Source organism: Achromobacter sp. UBA4530 (genome assembly GCF_002388205.1).
Classification (GTDB): domain Bacteria; phylum Pseudomonadota; class Gammaproteobacteria; order Burkholderiales; family Burkholderiaceae_B; genus Achromobacter; species Achromobacter animicus.
This window is the reverse complement of record NZ_DGMA01000047.1, coordinates 1-17,948: the sequence shown is the minus strand read 5'-3', so window position 1 is coordinate 17,948 and position 17,948 is coordinate 1. Positions and strand designations below refer to the sequence as shown.

At 66.0% G+C, this 17,948-nt stretch carries 17 protein-coding genes; 9 read left to right on the top strand and 8 right to left on the bottom strand.

The genetic code is table 11. The annotated features are described in order from the left end of the window. The first annotated feature begins 99 nt into the window (after positions 1 to 99). The 4 genes from B2W22_RS27060 to B2W22_RS27045 all read left to right on the top strand — a co-directional run bounded on the left by B2W22_RS27060 (position 100) and on the right by B2W22_RS27045 (position 3,975). Positions 100 to 1,263 carry an HPP family protein gene (locus B2W22_RS27060; RefSeq protein ID WP_175121412.1) on the top strand — a complete coding sequence of 388 codons (1,164 nt, stop codon included), beginning with the start codon at positions 100 to 102 and terminating at the stop codon, positions 1,261 to 1,263. A 56-nt stretch (positions 1,264 to 1,319) separates the two neighbouring features. Continuing rightward, positions 1,320 to 2,759, top strand: a complete 1,440-nt coding sequence (locus B2W22_RS27055) for a sensor histidine kinase (RefSeq protein WP_175121411.1) — start codon at positions 1,320 to 1,322, stop codon at positions 2,757 to 2,759. Continuing rightward, positions 2,756 to 3,370 carry a response regulator transcription factor gene (locus tag B2W22_RS27050; protein WP_105239080.1) on the top strand — a complete coding sequence of 205 codons (615 nt, stop codon included), beginning with the start codon at positions 2,756 to 2,758 and terminating at the stop codon, positions 3,368 to 3,370. The genes B2W22_RS27055 and B2W22_RS27050 overlap by 4 nt, the downstream gene beginning before the upstream one ends. A 116-nt stretch (positions 3,371 to 3,486) precedes the next feature. Next, a complete protein-coding gene (locus tag B2W22_RS27045; RefSeq protein WP_056566538.1) occupies positions 3,487 to 3,975 on the top strand; it encodes a GlcG/HbpS family heme-binding protein in 489 nt (162 codons plus the stop codon). A gap of 43 nt (positions 3,976 to 4,018) precedes the next feature. On the opposite strand, the gene B2W22_RS27040 is transcribed toward B2W22_RS27045, so the two are convergent. From B2W22_RS27040 to B2W22_RS27025, 4 genes are all read right to left on the bottom strand, one after another. Further along, a complete protein-coding gene (locus tag B2W22_RS27040; protein WP_286940276.1) occupies positions 4,019 to 5,584 on the bottom strand; it encodes a hypothetical protein in 1,566 nt (521 codons plus the stop codon). Positions 5,585 to 5,720: 136 nt separating this feature from the next. Beyond that, positions 5,721 to 6,260 carry a DsbA family protein gene (locus tag B2W22_RS27035; RefSeq protein ID WP_286940274.1) on the bottom strand — a complete coding sequence of 180 codons (540 nt, stop codon included), beginning with the start codon at positions 6,258 to 6,260 and terminating at the stop codon, positions 5,721 to 5,723. Next, positions 6,257 to 6,760 (bottom strand): redoxin domain-containing protein, encoded by a 504-nt coding sequence (locus B2W22_RS27030; RefSeq protein ID WP_175183552.1) that lies wholly within the window; start codon positions 6,758 to 6,760, stop codon positions 6,257 to 6,259. Before B2W22_RS27030 ends, B2W22_RS27035 begins: the two co-directional genes overlap by 4 nt. 63 nt (positions 6,761 to 6,823) lie before the next feature. Next, positions 6,824 to 7,342: a Dps family protein gene (locus tag B2W22_RS27025; RefSeq protein ID WP_175121407.1), complete on the bottom strand. Its 519-nt coding sequence runs from the start codon at positions 7,340 to 7,342 to the stop codon at positions 6,824 to 6,826. A 326-nt stretch (positions 7,343 to 7,668) separates the two neighbouring features. On the opposite strand from B2W22_RS27025, the gene B2W22_RS27020 reads away from it, so the two are divergent. From B2W22_RS27020 to B2W22_RS27005, 4 genes are all read left to right on the top strand, one after another. Then, positions 7,669 to 9,546, top strand: a complete 1,878-nt coding sequence (locus tag B2W22_RS27020; RefSeq protein WP_175121406.1) for a PAS domain-containing sensor histidine kinase — start codon at positions 7,669 to 7,671, stop codon at positions 9,544 to 9,546. Then, the gene (locus tag B2W22_RS27015; RefSeq protein ID WP_279971057.1) at positions 9,543 to 10,193 is read left to right on the top strand and encodes a response regulator transcription factor; all 651 of its coding nucleotides are present in this window, start codon (positions 9,543 to 9,545) and stop codon (positions 10,191 to 10,193) included. The genes B2W22_RS27020 and B2W22_RS27015 overlap by 4 nt, the downstream gene beginning before the upstream one ends. Before the next feature lie 116 nt (positions 10,194 to 10,309). Then, positions 10,310 to 10,690, top strand: a complete 381-nt coding sequence (locus tag B2W22_RS27010) for a response regulator transcription factor (RefSeq protein WP_286940272.1) — start codon at positions 10,310 to 10,312, stop codon at positions 10,688 to 10,690. Between the two features lie 147 nt (positions 10,691 to 10,837). Continuing rightward, positions 10,838 to 11,674 (top strand): alpha/beta fold hydrolase, encoded by an 837-nt coding sequence (locus tag B2W22_RS27005; RefSeq protein WP_286940270.1) that lies wholly within the window; start codon positions 10,838 to 10,840, stop codon positions 11,672 to 11,674. Positions 11,675 to 11,743: 69 nt separating this feature from the next. Here the strand turns inward: B2W22_RS27005 and B2W22_RS27000 are convergent, their stop codons facing one another. The 3 genes from B2W22_RS27000 to B2W22_RS26990 all read right to left on the bottom strand — a co-directional run bounded on the left by B2W22_RS27000 (position 11,744) and on the right by B2W22_RS26990 (position 14,092). Further along, positions 11,744 to 12,673 (bottom strand): CysB family HTH-type transcriptional regulator, encoded by a 930-nt coding sequence (locus tag B2W22_RS27000; RefSeq protein ID WP_175136403.1) that lies wholly within the window; start codon positions 12,671 to 12,673, stop codon positions 11,744 to 11,746. A 10-nt stretch (positions 12,674 to 12,683) separates the two neighbouring features. Further along, on the bottom strand, positions 12,684 to 13,031 hold the full coding sequence (locus tag B2W22_RS26995; protein WP_286940268.1) for a VOC family protein: 348 nt from the start codon (positions 13,029 to 13,031) through the stop codon (positions 12,684 to 12,686). A 227-nt stretch (positions 13,032 to 13,258) separates the two neighbouring features. After that, positions 13,259 to 14,092 (bottom strand): DUF4189 domain-containing protein, encoded by an 834-nt coding sequence (locus B2W22_RS26990; protein ID WP_239213770.1) that lies wholly within the window; start codon positions 14,090 to 14,092, stop codon positions 13,259 to 13,261. Positions 14,093 to 14,396: 304 nt separating this feature from the next. Here B2W22_RS26990 and B2W22_RS26985 point away from each other — a divergent pair, with 304 nt between their 5' ends. Continuing rightward, positions 14,397 to 14,963, top strand: coding sequence for a hypothetical protein (locus B2W22_RS26985; protein ID WP_286940264.1), 567 nt, complete (start codon positions 14,397 to 14,399; stop codon positions 14,961 to 14,963). Positions 14,964 to 14,989: 26 nt separating this feature from the next. On the opposite strand, the gene B2W22_RS26980 is transcribed toward B2W22_RS26985, so the two are convergent. Then, the gene (locus B2W22_RS26980; protein ID WP_286940263.1) at positions 14,990 to 17,863 is read right to left on the bottom strand and encodes an autotransporter outer membrane beta-barrel domain-containing protein; all 2,874 of its coding nucleotides are present in this window, start codon (positions 17,861 to 17,863) and stop codon (positions 14,990 to 14,992) included. Positions 17,864 to 17,948 lie beyond the last annotated feature (85 nt).

Below are 17,948 nucleotides of genomic sequence, written 5' to 3'. Positions count from 1 at the left end.
GACTGCGTCTGCGCGGCATAAGCTCATGCCGCCCGGAAATAAGCGGCGTGATAAATTGTCGCCCCGCGACATATCAATGCGTCGCGAGGAGAGATTGTCTTGGGTGTTGCATTCAAGCGCTGGCTGGGGTCGTTCGCGCCAGCGCCCGTGGGCGTCAACGGACGCGAGAAACTTTACGGCGCGGTAGGCGCCCTGCTCGGCCTGTTCTGCACAGAGTGGGTGGGACGTCACGCGCTGGGCGCCGACAACCCGTGGTTCATCGCCCCGATGGGCGCGTCGGCCGTGCTGCTGTTTGCAGCACCTGCCAGCCCGCTTGCCCAGCCCTGGTCGCTGATGGCCGGAAACCTGGTGTCTGCCCTGATTGGCGTCTTCTGCGCCCAATTCATTCCTGTCCCTGGTATCGCCGCGGCCGTGGCCGTGGCGCTTGCCATTGGCGCCATGTTTTCGCTGCGCTGCCTGCACCCGCCCAGCGGCGCCGTCGCGCTGACCGCCGTGCTGGGGGGCCCCGCGGTCGCCAAGCTGGGCTACGCCTTCGCCCTGTGGCCCGTTGCGCTGAACTCCGTCATCCTGCTGTGCATTGCCGTGGTCTTTAACGGCGCGCTGAAACGCAACTATCCCCGCCGCCACGCGGAACCGGCTGCCGGCCACAACACGCGCGATCCGATTCCCAGCGCACGACTGGGCTTTTCGCGAACCGACCTGGACGAAGCGCTGAGCCAGCGCGGCGAGCTGCTGGACATCAGCAAGGAAGACCTGGAAGAGATCGTGCTGGCTGCGGAGTTGCGCGCCAGCGTCCGCCGTTTTGGCGACGTGCGTTGCGCCGACATCATGTCGCGCGATGTGGTGACCGTGATGGAAAAGGATCCGCTGGACTACGCGGTCCGCCTCTTCGACAAGCACCGCGTGCAGGCCCTGCCCGTGCTGGATTCAGCGGGCCGCTATGCCGGCATGATCGCTCAGGGCGATGTGCTGGCGAGAAAGAGCCGTCTGACCCCGGTCCCCACGGATGCCGAATCGGCGCCCGACCTGCTCGTGGCCGACTGCATGCGCAGCGAAGTGCCATTCGCTACACCCGGCTTGCCCGTGATCGAGCTGGCCCGTCCGATGTCGGACAGCCTGCATTGCGTGCCGGTGCTGGACGAATCGCGCCATCTGCAGGGGCTGGTGACGCAATCGGATCTGGTGGCCGCGTTGTATCAGATCGCGGTGTCCGCGAACTCGCAGCCCGCGGGCGGTGCGGGACCGCACAAGCTGGCCGCCTGACCCTCCGTAGCCCTACGGATTCCGGTGCGCATTTGCCGCAAGGCATAATTGCCGGCGTGAATCCCCTCTCGCGCACGCGCGCTTTCATCTGCTGGCTGGTCCTGTTCTTTCTGGGCGCAATCTGGATCGCGCGGCAGGAGTACGTGGACCAGTACGAGCGCTTCTTCCAGAGCACCAGCATCGCCCAGCGCATGCTGAGCCAGAAGACGGTGCAGCATGAAGCCGTCCTGGCCACGCTGGCCGCGTTGTCGCATCCTCCCGCTCCCGAACGTCTCTTTCCCAGCCTGCACCCCGCCATGCCGCAATTACTGGGGCTTGGCCATCTGCCGGGCGGCGTCTGGGCGGGCAGCTTGCCCGCGCCGGCTGGCCTGCAACAAGCGGTGGAGCGCGCCCGGCAACTGGGCCGCCCCGTGACGATTGCCGTGGACGACGCGCGCTACTGGCTGGTGTCGCCTTCCGGGTGGAGCCTGCTGATCGACGCGCGGCAGCTCGTGCCGGCCGCCGACTTTCCTCCGGGCCTGGGCAACCTGACCCTGACGGTGGATCGCACCCCGCTACCGCTGCTGGACAAGCAACCCAACGATGCGCTGCCCGGCTGGACGCTGGCGCTGCAAAAGCCGCTGGGCGCGGCCAGCCAGCCGTTTCAGATGCGCAGCACCCGCACGTTGACGCCCGGATTCTGGCCGTGGACCGCCTGGCTGGCCTGGGCCGTGGCCAGCGGCTTGCTGGTGGCCGGCGCCGCCGCCTGGCATCGCTCGCGCGCAGAAGCGCGCCGGCAGCAGGAACAGGTGCGTCTGGCGGCCATGGCGCGCCTGAGCACGCTGGGCGAAATGGCCGCCGGCATCGCGCACGAGCTCAACCAGCCGCTGACCGCAATCCTGGCGCAAACCCGCGCCGCTGCACGCCTGCTGGATGACGAGGACGAGCGCCCGGTCGTGCGCCACGCGCTGCTTGCCAGCGCCGAACAAGCCAAGCGCGCCGCCGACATCATCAGCCGCATGCGCGCGCTGGTGCAGCCCAGTTCGCCCGCGCGGCGCGAAGCTATCGACCCCGACGCGCTGGTGGCCTCACTGCGCTTTCTGCGCGAGCCGGAGCTTGCAAGGCAGGGCATCCGCCTGACCTGGACCAACGCCAGTCCCGGCGCGCGGCCGCTGGGCGATCGCGTGGCCCTCGAACAGATCCTGCACAACCTCGTGCAGAACGCGGCGGATGCGCTGGACGGCGCCTCGGGTACGCGCCAGATCGCATTGGAAGGCCGCGCAGCCGACGGCAGCTATCAATTCAGCGTCAGCGACACCGGCCCGGGCATTGCCGCGGACGCCATGCCGCGCCTTTTCGCACCGTTCTTCACGACCCGCGATCAGGGCATGGGCCTGGGCTTGGCGCTGTGCGATACGTTGGCCGGTTCCATGGACGGCCGCATCGCCGCGCGCAACCTCAGCCCCGCTGGCGCCTGTTTTACCGTCAGCCTGCCGCAGGCCGGAGCCGCCGCATGAATCCCAACGATCATTCCCCGCTGGTCTATCTGGTGGATGACGACGACGCGGTCCGCGACGGTCTTGGGCTGCTGCTGCGCAGCGTTGGCCTGCGCAGCGCGGGCTTTGCGGACCCGATGGCGTTTCTTGCCGCGCTGGCGCAGCCGGTGATCGGCTGCGTGGTGCTGGACATCCGCATGCCCGGCATCAGCGGACTGGACGTGCTGGCGCAGTTGGCCGAACGGTCCGACCTGCCCGTGGTCATGCTGACCGGCCATGCCAACGTAGACCTGTGCCGCCGCGCGTTCAAGGGCGGCGCCATGGAGTTCCTGCAAAAGCCGGTCGACGACGACGTGTTCCTCGATGCGGTCCAGGCGGCCGTGCGCACGCACATCGCCAGCCGCGAACGCCTCGCCGTCACGCAGGCGGCGGCGGACCGCCTGGCACGGCTGTCGGGACGCGAGCACGAGGTGCTGGAGCGCATCGTGCGTGGCATGAGCAACAAGGAGATTGCGCGCGAGTTCGATCTGTCGCCGCGCACGGTCGAGACCTATCGTGCCAACGTCTTCGCCAAGCTGGAAGCCGAGTCGCTGGCGCAGCTGATACGCCAGTACGCGACGCTGCTCGATTGAAGCGCCGCCTCCGTAACGCTACGGAGGCGCGCGCGTAGTCGGGCGTATACCGCGCCCGCGGCCTTTTGGCCACACTGTCTGCTCCTACCGCAACACCCCCGAAAAGGATGCAGACCATGAAGAAACTGTCGCTTGCCGCCCTGCTCTCCACGCTGGCTTTCGCCGGCGCCGCCAACGCTGCCGTGCTGAGCGAAAACAACCTGTCGATGGCAGACGCGCAGAAGCTCGCGACCGCCACCGTCGCCGCCTGCCAGGCCAAGGGCTACAACGTCAGCGCCTCGGTCGTGGATCGCGCCGGCCTGCTCAAGGCCTTTGCGCGCGCCGACAACGCCGGCCCGCACACCATCGAAGCCAGCCGCGCCAAGGCGTTTACCGCGGTGTCTGCCAAGACCCCCACCCTGACCATGATGGAAAACGCGCAAAAGAACCCCGGCGCGGCGAACCTGACCGACATTCCGGGCTTTCTGCTGCTGGGCGGCGGCGTGCCGGTCAAGGCCGGCAACAGCGTGATCGGCGCCATCGGCGTGGCCGGCGCACCGGGCGGCAACCTCGACGCGCAATGCGCCGATGCGGTGCTGGAAGAGAACGCCGCGCTGTTCAAGTAAAAAGCGGCTCGGCTGCGGGCGATCTTCCGACCCCGCAGCCCGTTCAGTCCTGCCGTTCCCGCGCCACCGCGCGCGACAGCGCCAGATGCTTGTTCAGCAGCATCGCATCCGCCGCTGCAGGGTCGCGGCGCTGCAGGCGCTCGCTCTCCGAAGGTTCCAGCTCCGCGGCACGCACCAGCGACAGCAGGTCGCGCGTGCGGGTTTCAATCACGGGGGTCAAGGTGTCTTCGATCAGCTCGCCCTTCACGTACGACTGCACCCGCGTCGACAGATTGCGGGTATGCGTGAAAGTGGCTTCGGCCAGCGCGCCCAGCTCGTACTGGATGCCGGTCTGGCTGGTGACCTCGTCCTTGATCTGGATGAACTTGTAGTTCTGCGAGTCCTTGTCTTTGGACAGGTCAAGCGTCTGCTGCGGCGTCATTGCCAAATGGTAGCTGGCGGTCAGATTGGCGCGCTGTTCCTGCTTGACGCCAAGGTCGAACAAGGGCCGGCCGCTCGTGCTGCTGTTCTGCGAGACCTGATAGGTGAACTGATCGACTTCGGTGGTCCTGTACGGATTGCTCGCGTCCATGGTCTGCGAGATCGAGGCCGAGAAGTCCGCCACGCCCGACAGCAGGCTTCGGTACGTGTAGCCGGCCGCCACGATGCGCGGCGACTGGCTGGACGGGGCGGCGCCGGCTTCGTAGCTCTGGTGCAGTTCGGCAAATGCGTCCTTGAACACCGCCATCTGGGCCTCGTTGCCCTTGCCGCGGCTGCGGGCCGCGTCGAACTGCTGCAGATAATCGCTGACGGCAGCAGCGCGCTGCTGCGCATTGCCAAAGAGCGCGGCCTTGCTTACGTCGACGTCGACCTTCACCACGCCATCGGCGTTCTTGATGGTCAGCGACCGCTGCTTGCTGTCCGCGGAAAAATCGATGGATTGCGAAACGACACCATCCGTCGTGGTCGTGGCCTGCAGCGATACCGACGACAGCACCGCGGAATCAAACTTCGCCAGGCTGGACCACGCCATGCGCGGCGGCACCGACGCCAGGCCATCCACCGCGTCCTGGAACGCCTCGGATAGACCAGCGATGGCCTTGCGCTCGGTCTCGGACAGCTCGCCCTCGGCCACGTCGATCTGCACCCCAATGCCATCAGCGGTGTTGGTCAGGCTGACCTGGACCTTCACGCCGCTGGCCGTGGTGATGCGCAGCGTGTAGGCATCCTCGGCCTGCGTGGCCGTACCTGCCTGCACGTTGCCCAGGGCGTCGATCTGGCCGGCGCCCGGCGACAACCTGGCAGACTGCGAATAATTGCTGCCGTCGGTCTGGAACCGGGCCAGCAGCGCAGAAGCCACGCCTTCCAGACGCCCGGCTAGCGTGCGCGCGGAAATCGTGTCGGCGATGACGGAGGACACCTTGTCCCCCGCCTCGCGCTCCCAGACCACGCCCGCGGCCGCCGGCTGCGAGGTGTAGGTCAGCGCGGGGGACGTGCCTTGGCCAAGCGTGACCGTCGTCGATGCAGGCACGGCCGCGATATCGGTCTTGTCGCCCGCACGGGTCACGCCAGTGGTGGGCGGCGCCAGACCGATCGTGGTCACGGGGCCGATGGAGGCAACAGATGTCATGGCGTCTCTTCCTCTGGAAAGCCGGAGGCAAGCCTGCCACCCGGCCGGGGTTCCTTTGAGAAATGTAACGGCAGCAAAACGCCAGACTTAAGTCCCAGGGCAACGCGGCGACCGGGCGATGCCGGTCCCTACCCCTTCACGCATGGACCGGGGCGGCACGCGCCGCCTGGTTCAGCGCGTCAATCAGGCTGTCCGCATCGCGCGGGCCGTCGTACCGCACGCCATTGATGAAAAGCGTGGGCGTACCGTTCACGCCGCTGCGCACGCCACCGCTGAAGTCCACTTCGATCTTGGAGTCGAACGCGCCGCCAAAGGCGCGATGCAGCACCTGCGGCGACAGGCCGATCTCCTCGCCATAGGCGAACAGATCGCTCTCCTTCAACGCGTTCTGGCGCTCGTAAAGCATGTCGTGCGCCTGCCAGAACTTGCCCGCCTGCGCGGCGGCCTCGGCAAATTCCGCCGCCGCGACCGCGTCCGGGTGCAGTTCCGAAATGGGAAAGTTGCGAAAGACGAAGCGCAGCCGGTCGCCCAGCGCACGCTGCACCGCCTTCAGCACGGGATAGGCCTCGCCGCAATACGGACATTCGTAATCGCCATACTCCACCAGCGTCACGGGCGCGGTATCCGGCCCTTCGGCGTGGTCTTGGGCATTCACCGGAATGAAAAGGCGGCTCATGATTGAACTCCTTGCAAAGCGGGGGCAAGCTTGTCCAGCGCGTCCACGATGCCGTCAGCGCCCGGGTTGATGCCCAGCGGCGACACATAGCTCCACCGGATGACGCCCTCGGCGTCGATGACGAACAGCGCACGATCAGCGATGCCCTCCTGTTCACGATAGACGCCGTAGCGCCTGGCGACCTCGCCCTTGGGCTCGAAATCCGCCAGCAGCGGGAAATGCAGCTTGCGGTCCGCGGCGAACGCGGCGTGGCACCAGACCCCATCCACCGAAATGCCGACCAGCTGAGCGCCGGCCTTGTGGAATTCAGGGAGGATCTGGTTGTACAGCGCCATCTGGTCCCCACAGACAGGGCTCCAGTCCGCGGGATAGAACGCCAGGATCAGCGGCCGGCCGCGCAATTCTTCCAGCGCAACTGTCTGGTCCGGCGTGGCCGGCAAGGCGAAGGACGGAGCGGTCGTGCCGGCAGGCAGGACGGCCGCGGGATAGTCGTATGACATGAAACGTCTCCTGGACGCGCCGCACGCGGCGCCAAGGTCAGGACTGCATGTGGCCGGGTCGGATCAGCGTGCGGCGCGGGTCGATTCGTAGAGGAACCAGGTGCGGCGCTCGGCCTCGTCGATCCAGTTTTCGATCAGGCTGGTCGAGGCGACGTCGTTGTGTTCCTCGCACACGGCGTGCGTGGCGCGCAGGAAGCCCGTCAGACGGCGGTTGTCGTCGGCCAGCTCGGCCAGCATGTCTTCGGGCGTCACGTAGTCGGCGTCGTTGTCGGCCAGGCGCTGCAGGCGCTGGATGTGTCCGATCGAACGCAGCGTCGTGCCGCCTACCTTGCGGGCGCGTTCCGCAATGACGTCCGTCGTGGCGTAGATCTCGTCGCCCTGCTCATCCAGCATCAGGTGATAGTCGCGAAAGTGCGGACCCGACATATGCCAATGAAAGTTCTTGGTCTTCAGATACAGCGCGAACATGTCGGCCAGCAGGCCCGTCAGGGCGGCGGCGATGTCGACCCTGGCCTCGGCGCCCAGGTCGGTGGGGGTGCGCAGGGGAGCGGTGATGCGGCTTTGAAGCGAAAGATCGTTCATGGAATTTCTCCGGGTTGGCTTCAGGGGTTGGCTTCACGATTCGGGCTTCGATTCCCGATGGAAACCAGAATAGCCACGGCGCCCCGCCAGCAAAATCGGCTCATCGTTTTCTCCGGTCATACCAAGGTTTACCCAGGAAATACGCGTGTCTTCTTCCAAAGATGGCTGATAATGTGCGGGTCTCATTGCGTGCCCCCGGTTTCCTGCCCGACGCGCGCGCCCTTACCCAGAGGTGGATCTTGCTCACGTCGACACTCGGCCGCGCACCTGGCCAGCCGCCGCAGCAGTCGCGTCCCGGCGCCCCGGAGACCGCGGGCCCGCATCGCATGCAATTCCTGTTTCGCGCGGCCGCCCTGCTGCTGGCGCTGGTCATTGCCGTGGTGGACACATTCACCGACTTCGACGGCGCCGTGGCCGTGCTCTATGTCGTGGTGGTGCTGCTGGCGGCGCGCACATTCCGGCGCCTGGACATCATCGTGGCGGGCACCGGCGGCATCGTGCTCACCATCGCGGCCTATCTGAATTCCCACGGTCTGAACCATGTGGGTTCGCCCACGGCCCGGGCGCTGGTCAGCCTGGCCGCCATCGGCATTGCGGCGCTGCTGGCGCTGCAGAACCAGAGCGCCACCCGCAGGCTCGCCGCGCAGGCGCGCCTGCTCAATCTGTCGCACGACATGATCTTCGTGCGCGACCACCAAGGCGTGATCAACTTCTGGAACCGCACCGCCGAAGACGCCTATGGCTGGCCCGCCAGCATGGCGCTGGGCCGCGTTGCCGATGACCTGCTGCATACCCGCTACCCCGACCGCCGCGAGGCCATCGAGGCCGAACTCCTGTCTACCGGCAGCTGGGATGGTACGTTGGAACAGAAGACCCAGGCCGGCGCCACGCTGGTGCTGGAAAGCCGCTGGGTGCTTCAACGGGATCATCAGGGCCGGGTCACCGGCGTCATGGAAACGCATCGCGACGTGACCGACCGCAAGGCCGCCTACACCGCGCTGGTCAGCAGCGAAAGACGCTACCGCCGCATGTTCGACGCCAGCCGCATCGGTGTCATCCAGGAAGACTGGCGCGCCGTGCGCACCGAGCTGACCGCCCTGGGTCTGATGGATGGCCCCGCCCTCACCGCCCACCTCGCCCAGCATCCCGAGTTCATCGGCCAGATGCGCAAGCTGACCGACGTGGATGACATGAATCCCGCGTTCCTGGCCATGGTGGGCCGGCCGGCCGCCCCAAGCGCACCCTACTCCGTGGACGACATCCTGTGCGAAGACGACCGCATGTTTGCGCGGTCCCTGACGGCGTTCGCCCAGGGCGACGCCTTCCACGAAGGCGAGACCGAGGTCGTGCACGCGGACGGCTCGCGGGTGCCGGTGCTGTTCACCATCACCTTTCCGCCGGCCGACGACGTGGACGGTTCCGTGCTGGTCTTCGTGGTGGACATCACCGAGCGCAGGCAGGCGCAGGACGCGCTGCTGCTGGCGCAGACCGAACTCGCGCACGCGGCGCGTGTCGCCACGCTGGGCGAACTGACGGCGTCGATCGCGCACGAAGTCAACCAGCCCTTGATGGCGGTCGTCACCAGCGGCGACGCGGGCATGCGCTGGCTGCGCCGTCCCCAGCCCGATCTGCATGAGGTCGAGCTGGCCATGGAACGCATCATTTCCGAAGGCCGGCGCGCCAGCGAGATCGTCAAACGCATTCGTGCGTTCCTCAGCAAGGCGCCGGTGCAGCAGGCCCCGCTGGATATCGGCGCCGTCATCGACGAAGCCACCCGCCTGGTCGCACACGAACTCACGCGCGAGCGCGTGGCGCTGCAGGTGGACATCGAGCCGGGCCTGCCGCTCATCATGGGCGACCGGATCCAGCTTCAGCAGGTGCTGGTCAACCTGATGGTCAACGCCAGCCAGGCCATGTCCGGCCAGACGCAGGCCCGCCAGTTGTCCGTCAGCGCCCGGCGCCACGACGACGGTCTGGTCGCCGTTTCCGTGGGCGATACCGGTCCGGGCATCGCGCCGGACGACCTGGAACGCCTGTTCGATCCCTTCTTCACCACCAAACCGCAAGGCATGGGCATGGGCCTGCCGATCTGCCGCACCACGGCGCAGGCCCATGGCGGCAGCCTTACCGTCGAAAACAAGCCTGGCGCGGGTGCGGCCTTCACGCTGACGCTCGCCACCACGCAGGGGAACCCTTCCACATGAACCACCTCTCCGCCACCGGGGCCGCGCCCGCCGCTCCGCAATCCCAGGTGATCGTCGTTGACGACGAGGCCAGCGTGCGCGCCTCGCTGGACAGCCTGTTCCGCTCGATCGGGCTGCGCACCACCCTGTGCGCGTCGCCCGCCGAACTGCTGCAGACCCAGATTCCCGACGCGCCCGGCTGCATCGTGCTGGACGTGCGGCTGCCGGGCATCAGCGGCCTGGACTTCCAGGACCAGCTCATCCGCCAAGGCATCGACCTGCCGATCGTGTTCATCACCGGCCACGGCGACATTCCCATGACCGTGCGCGCCATGAAGGCCGGCGCGGTCGACTTCCTGTCCAAGCCATTCCGCGAACAGGACATGCTGGATGCGGTTTCGGCTGCCATCGAGCGTGACACCCAGCGCCGCTCCCGCGATGCAGCCATGGACGGCCTGCGCGCCCGCTACGAGACCCTAACCCCGCGCGAGCGGGAGGTCATGGCGCACGTGGTGTCGGGCTTGATGAACAAGCAGGTGGCGGGCCTGATCGGCCTGAGCGAGATCACCGTCAAGATCCACCGCGGCCACGTCATGCGCAAGATGGGGGTCCGATCGCTCGCCGATCTGGTCCGCCATGCCGAGGCGCTGGGCGTTTCCGCGTCCTGACCCGGGGATGGGACAAACCTCTGTATGATTTTCGCGGCAGGCGCAAAGGTTCATAACGGAATATGCCGGGCATCGGATGCGCATCGTGATCCGACCGGCCCGAAGGATTTTCTTACATGAACCACACTCCCACTATCGCGGTTGTCGACGACGACGATGGGGTCAGGATCGCGCTGTGCAGCCTGCTTCGCTCGCTTGGTTACGAGGTGCGCGCCTATGGCTCGGCCCCCGAGTTCCTGAATGACCCGCGAGGCAGCGACCCGGACTGCATGATCACCGATGTCCAGATGTCGCCCATGACGGGCGATCAGCTGCAGGCCGAGCTCATCGCGTCAGGGCGCCGCTTTCCCCTGATCTTCATGACGGCCTTCCCCACCGAGGCGGCGCGGCAACGGCTGCTGGCGCTGGGCGCCTGTGCCTACCTGGACAAGCCGGTGGACGGCGAAGCCATGGCGCAGTGTGTGGCCGACGCGTTGCAAGGCGCGCAGCCCGCGTAAAGGCGGGAGGTGGCAGATTGGACACATCCGCCGCCAAACCCCGCCTATACCTTTGTATGACGCGCCAAGCCCAGCGTAGGATTTCCCGGTGACGCATAAGGCCCTAGTCTATCCCTGCGGTCCAACTACCCCCCCGGAGAACCAGACATGAGCACGATCACTACCCCCGACGGCGTTGAAATCTTCTACAAGGACTGGGGCCCCAAGACGGCCCAGCCCATCATGTTCCACCACGGCTGGCCGCTGTCCAGCGATGACTGGGACGCCCAGATGCTGTTCTTCCTCGCCCAGGGCTATCGCGTCATTGCGCACGACCGCCGTGGCCACGGACGCTCGACCCAGGTCAGCGACGGCCACGACATGGACCACTACGCCGCGGATGCCGCCGCCGTGGTTCAACATCTGGACCTGCGCAACGCCGTGCACATCGGCCACTCGACGGGCGGCGGCGAAGTCGCCCGCTACGTCGCCCGCCATGGCGAGCCGCAGGGCCGCGTCGCCAAGGCCGTGCTGGTCAGCGCCGTCCCGCCGCTGATGGTCAAGACTGAGTCCAACCCGGGCGGCACGCACATCGAAGTCTTCGACGGCTTCCGCAAGGCGCTGGCCGACAACCGCGCGCAGTTCTTCCTGGACGTGGCCGCGGGCCCGTTCTACGGCTTCAACCGCGACGGCGCCAAGGTCTCGCAGGGCGTGATCAACAACTGGTGGCGCCAGGGCATGATCGGCGGCGCCAAGGCGCACTACGAAGGCATCAAGGCCTTCTCCGAGACCGACCAGACCGAAGACCTGAAGGCCATCAGCGTGCCGACGCTGGTGATGCATGGCGACGACGACCAGATCGTGCCGATCGACGACGCCTCGCGCCTGTCGGTCAAGCTGCTCAAGAACGGCACGCTGAAGGTGTATCCGGGCTTCCCGCACGGCATGCTGACGACCCACGCGGACGTGATCAACGCCGACCTGCTGGCATTCATCAAGAGCTGATCCAGTAGTTGCGAAATGAAAAAGGAAGGCACCGCGCCTTCCTTTTTTTTCGCCCCGATGACGGCGGCCTCAGCCGTCGCCCTTCAGCTCTCGCTCCACCACTTCCCGTGTCAGCGTGGGCACGAACATCTCCACGAAGTGGAAGGCATAGCCGCGCAGCCATGCGCCGCGCCGGATCGCCAGCCGCGTCAGGTTGATCTCGAAAAGATGCCGCGCATCGATGGCGCACAGCCGGCTGTCGCGCTCGGCGTCCCAGGCCACTGCGGCCACGATGCCGACGCCCAATTCCAGTTCCACGTACGTCTTGATCACATCCGCATCCATCGCGGTCATGACGATGTCGGGCGTGATGCCTGCGCGTGCAAAGGCTTCGTCGATATGCGCGCGGCCCGTGTAGCCGCGTCCATACGTGATGATGGGATAGCGCGATAGCTGCGACAGCGTGACGCCGTCGTGCTGGCGCGCCAGCGGATGGCCTCGCGGCACGATGACGCTGTGACTCCACCGGTAGCACGGCAGGTTCACCAGGCCTGGGTAGTCCGCCACGGCTTCGGTCGCCACGCCGATGTCAGCCTCGCCTTCTAGCAGCATCTCCGAGACCTGCCTGGGCGAGCCCTGGTGCAGATGCAGCACGACCTCGGGGTAGCGCTGGCGAAATTCCTTGATGACCGGCGGCAAGGCATAGCGCGCCTGCGAGTGCGTGGCCGCGATCGAGAGCACGCCTGTCCGGCTGTCCGCATACTCCGCGCCCGCATGCCGGATGTTGTCGGCCGCCTGCAGGATCTGCTCCACCAGCGGCAGGATCAATTCGCCGGGCGGCGTAAGACCGATCAAACGTTTGCCCGAACGCACGAAGATGTCGACGCCCACCTCTTCTTCCAGTTCACGGATCTGCCGGCTGACGCCAGGCTGGGAGGTGTGCAGGCTTTCTGAAACGTCGGTCAGGTTGAAGTCGCGGCGCACGGCTTCGCGCACGGATCGCAATTGCTGAAAGTTCATCGAGCGCGCCTCAGTCCAGGATAGCCAACTGATTGCCAGAAGGATCCTTCACGTACATGACACGCGGCAGCGCATCCGGCAGCGAACACACGGGATGATGACCCGCCTGGCGCAGGCGCGACAGGATGTCGTCGTAGGCGCTGGCCTTGATGCCCAGGTAGTCGGGTTTGACCGCGCGGCTCACTTCGTCCACCGGCGACAGCGACAACGTGGCGTCGCCCAAGGCGAATCGCAGGCGGTCGCCGTCGCCCGGCATCTCTTCCAAACCGATGATCCGATGGTAGAAATCGCGGACGGCCTGATACCGTGGCGACAAGAATGGAAGCTGTACCGATTCGATCGAAAGTCGCGATGACATGCCCTGCCGCCTGCTATGGAACAAGGCTGATTCTAGGCCGCGCAAGTACAACCAGACAAAGAGGTTGTAATTGCTTGGACATTGCCAGAAGCCTTAAAGACGCGGGCTTATTTGCATATGTTCGACGATCGTTTGCTCGCGTTGGCACAACGCGCCACGCGGCGGCTTCAACAACAAAAAACGGGCCCTCAGGCCCGTCTTGTTGCAAGCGGCATCGTGCGCCGCCGTCAGTTCGGCTTTTGGTCCTCGCCCGCATAGCCGTCGATATACGAACGGCCGGAACAACGCACCATCGCCACGCAAGCGGGGCTGCCGGTCTTGGCGCTGCAAGCGGCACGCGACTCATCGCGGGCCGTCTTCGGGTCCGGGTTGAGGACGGTGAAGTTGGTGCCGCGCCCCTTGGCTCCCTTGGGCCACGCGAGACCGACGCAGCTGTCGGTGTACGTCAGCACCTTCCGGCAGCCCTTGCAGTCTTCCCAATCCAGCAGCTTGGACAGCGCATCGTTTTCGTTGGGATAGCCGTCGGCATAGAGAAGGCCGCCTTCTTCGTTTTCGGCGATGGCGCCCCAGTATTCGCGCTGGTTCAGCTTGGCCGACAGCCGCTCCAGATCGGCGGGCGTGGCCTTCACGGGCGCCTGCATGTCGGCGGCGCTGTAACCCGGGCCCACGCACAGCGGCATGGTGGTCAGGCGGCATTTGCCGTCGGGACTGCCGGCGGTGCAGCGCCGGATCGCCTTCTTGGCGGCCATCTCGGGCGACACGCTGTTGCCCGGGAACAGATCCTGAACGGAATTGCGCGCATACACCATGCAGCTGTCGGAGAACCAGCTCAAGACCTTGCATTCCTTGCCGCCGGCCTTGCGGCATTCGGCCAGCGCGGCGGCTTCGGCCGCCTTGCCATCGGTTTCGGGCAGCACCCAGAAAATCCGGGAATGCTTGCCGTCCGTGGCGATGCCGCCGTAGAGCTTTTCGGCGGCGTGCGCCGTGGGCGATGCCAGCCCCGCCACCAGGGCCAGGGCCGCAAACGCGGCGCGGATCAGGAATTGAAAGCGAGCGGGCATGATCGTCGTGAAATCCAGTGGATTGGGCGGGGACGATCTTAGCGCAGCGTTCCCGGGGTCCGTCCCTCTATGGCGTTGCGCAACCGGCATATTAGGTAACAAATTTCACACTTCGGATTGCGAACTCCGGCCCCTTTTTTCGGTAAAAATGTCGCACTTTCCAGCGCGGGCCATCCTTGTCTCGGCCGCGCGAATTGCCGTCGAGGGCGCCAGGGATCAATGGCCCCGTCACGAACAGAAACAATCGGCGCCGTGTCCTCGCCTACCGAGGGACCTGCCACCCCGCAAGCCTGGACCACACACCATGAAGCCGACACCGCATTCCAACCCACACCGCAGCTCATTCCTTCTGTTGACCGGCCTGCTCCTCACGCTGGGCCTGGCCGGCTGCGCGCCGATGCCCACCGGCGGCAGCTCCACGATGCCGTCGCTGAGCCAGGTCTTCAAGTCGGGCCTGTCGTTTTCGCCCAGCGTGAACGTCGCCAAGAACATGGAAGGCCGCTCCATCGACGACGCCATTGCGGCGCTGGGCGAGCCGTCCAGGATCCGGCCAGTCGGCAACACGATGGAACTGGAATGGTCGGACTACCAGTCCGCCCCCTACACCGAGTGGGTGGTGGACAGCACCAGCCAGCAGGTCGTGGGCATGATCCCCGCTACCAACACCACGGCGGCCACGCCGGTGTTCCAGAACAGCAGCACCGGCCACTACGCCAACCGCACGCGTGTGTATGAGTGCAAGGTGCTGATGCGCATGCAGGACAGCGTCATCACCGACACCAGCGTCGATGGCAACGTGTGCCCGGAGTTCATCAGCGCGCTGCGCAAGTGGGCGGGCGAGGCCGAGGCGAAGAATTACGTAGTCAAGTAAGTAGCGCGTGCAATGCTGCGCCATCGTTAGAAGATGATTTTGATCCCGGCGTTGAGGTTGTAGTTGCTGGATTTGCGGCTACCGATACCTTGCTCCGTGCCGGCTTGAACATTCAGGAAGGTATTTCCGCCCAGCAGGCTGTCGTATCCCAGCGTCAGACCCGCTCGCGGACCCGCAAGTTTGTTTTTGAAGGTGATGTCGCCCTGCGTGGCCGTCGCATAGCGGCTTGACGAGTGGCCTGCGGTGGTTAGAGAGTTGACCGTCGCCCAAGCCGTACTGGCCTTGGCGGAATCGGCATCCCATGTCCTGGACAGGCGCAGGCCCAGTCGGCCCGTCAAGCTGTTCACGCCGGGAAACTCCACCGCGCTTGCGTCGTCCTGACCGCCCGAGAACTTGATCCGCTGATAGATCACCTGCGCCTGGGGCTCAAGCCGGAGGTTGCTGGTGTCGTCGCCAACGGCGAATGATTTTCCGGCCTCCGCGGAGATCAAGCCGCCCCACCCCGTGGTCGTCAACTGACCTGCGCCCGCAGCCGAATTGGCCATGACGTCGTAGCGGCTGACCTGCGTGACCAGATCCAGATAGCTGCCCTTTCCATCCAACAGCGTGTAGTAGCCGCCCAGGCTATACGCCGTCTGCTCGCTGCGCCCCGCGTCGACGGTTTCTTTGCTGACTTCCAGATAATGGTCCACGTCGGTCTTCATGGTGCTGGCTGACGCAAAGACCCCCGCACTGCGCCGCGACAAGCCTTGAAAGTTTACGTAGACGTCGGTTCCAAGCTGGACGCCCGCCAGCCTGGAGCGCGTCGCGACGTCTTGCGCGGCCAGTCCGGCGCTGCTGCCGTGATTACGCCCCAAGTCCGCCAGGCTGCGTGCCCACACGATGGGGTAAACCTTGCGGGCCAGGCTTTCCGTGGCCCCCATCCGGTCATTCAGCGTGCCGACGGTCAGTTCTCCGTGGCGCGCGGCCTGATTGCCCAGTTGGGAATACAGGGAAACCTCGGGCCGCGCTTCGCTGCGCACATACCAATTATGCGGAGCAACCTGTACGCCATTGACAACATTTGATCCGTGTTGCAACCGGTAGAGAAAAGCCCCTCTGCGGTTTGCCCCTGGCGTTTCCTCCCGTTGCACGAACGCGTTGTCGGTCGGGCCATTTGCCTGGACAACCATCACGCCGTCGCCGGTAAGCGCGTCCCCAACGGAGGATTCATCCATTTGCAGAACCAGATGTGTCGTTCCGACGGCGCCGCCGTTGAGCCGAATGAGATCGGTGAATCCGGTTTCCGTCGACTGCACATGCAGTTGGACGATACCGTCCTGGCCGTTCAGGTTGTCGGCGACCAGCACGCTGCCGCCGGATAGGCCATTGGCCGTGCCGGGCGGCATGAAGTTGATGCGGCCGGCAAGGTTGATCTCGCCAGCGAAGCTAATTATGGTCCCGTGACTGGTGGTCGCGTATACGGGGTTGTATGCGGGATTGTCCGGCCCGGTGAACATGTTCCAGCGGCTGGAGGCATCCACGTTCAATGTGTCCGGCACATGCATCCAGCCGTTCAACTCTGCATTGCGCAAGGTCAGCGTGTGTTGCGGCGGGAGCTTTGCCATGACGCCCGCCGCGCTTGACATCGAGCCCAGCGTCGTACCGTCAATGGCCAGTTCTCCCTGGTTCAGCAGTGTCAAGCCGGTGTAAGTCAGCGGCCCCGTCAGCGTCGTCAGGCCCGGGCCCGCTTTCACCACGTTCCCTGTGCCGGCGATCGCATTGCCGAACACGAAGTCATCCGCGCGGTTGAACGCCAGCGTGCCGTGGTTGATGAAGGCGCCGCTTCCAATGGCGCCGCTTGTGCCGCCCGCGCCGAGTAGCAGCGTGCCGTCGTCAATATGCGTGACGCCGTGGAAGTTGCCGTCGGCTGCGATGGCCAGGGCGCCCCCGCCCGTCTTGGCAAAGTCGCTGCCGTCTCCGGTCAGCACGCCGTGCAGCACTGACTGCTGTCCGTCGTCGACGCTGATTGCGCCCGTGCTGTCAACGACCACATCATGATGGAGGGCCGCGTTGTCCTGGAGCTGCAGCGTTCCGCCGTCCAGCGTCACGGCATCGAGCGTGCTGCCAAGACTGTCGCCGCTGGTAATGGCCAATGTGCCGCCCGTGATGCGCCACGCGGTGCGTGCCTGCGTGGGCGCATGGACCAATTGCCAGGCGCCTTCGGAGGCTTTCTCGAAAGCGGAGAAGCCCTGGTACACGTCCTTGTTGGCGCCAACGCCCCCCGCAGCGCCCAACTTCGAAACGTCGAAAGCCATTGAAGCGCCGGTCGTCGGGTCGACGCCTGCCGCGCCGTCAAGCACCAGCTTGTTGTTGGTGGATCGGGTGGCATCCACGGTGCCCTGGATATCGCTGCCGGCCTGCAACCTCAGCACTGAATTGTGGGCCGTATCGGCGTACAGGATCGCCACCGATTGCTCCGACCCCGTGCCCGGGACAATGCGGCCGGCGTTCGTGATCACGGTGTTGGCGCCCACGACATGTATGCCATAGCCGCCCAACGACGTGCCGCCAGCGCTTGACCCCGTAGGCCCGCCTTCGGCGCCGCCGCCTCTGCCCCCCAGGCCACCGGGCGCGCCGCCACCCCCGCCTCCGGCGCCAGTCCGGGAAGAAACGATGTTCGCGCCGTTCGTGCCATTCAGGTTGTTGGAGGCGCCAGGCTGCCCGCCACCCGCGCCGTAGGCCAACCCGCCGCCGGCCCCGGCCGCTCCACCGCAACCACTATCGGCGCCATTGGCGCTTTCGCAGCCAAACGGATTGAGGCTGCCGCCCGCACCGCCGCCGCCGGCGCCAAAAAAAGCGGAGCCCACGGTGCCATCCAGCCCTGGCTGACCGCCGTTGCCGCCGTCGCCTGGCAGCATAGGCACTCCATTCAAGGGAATATCGCCGCCACCGCCGCCGCCGCCGCCCGCGCCGCCCACGCCATCGCCGCCTCTCCCGCCGGCG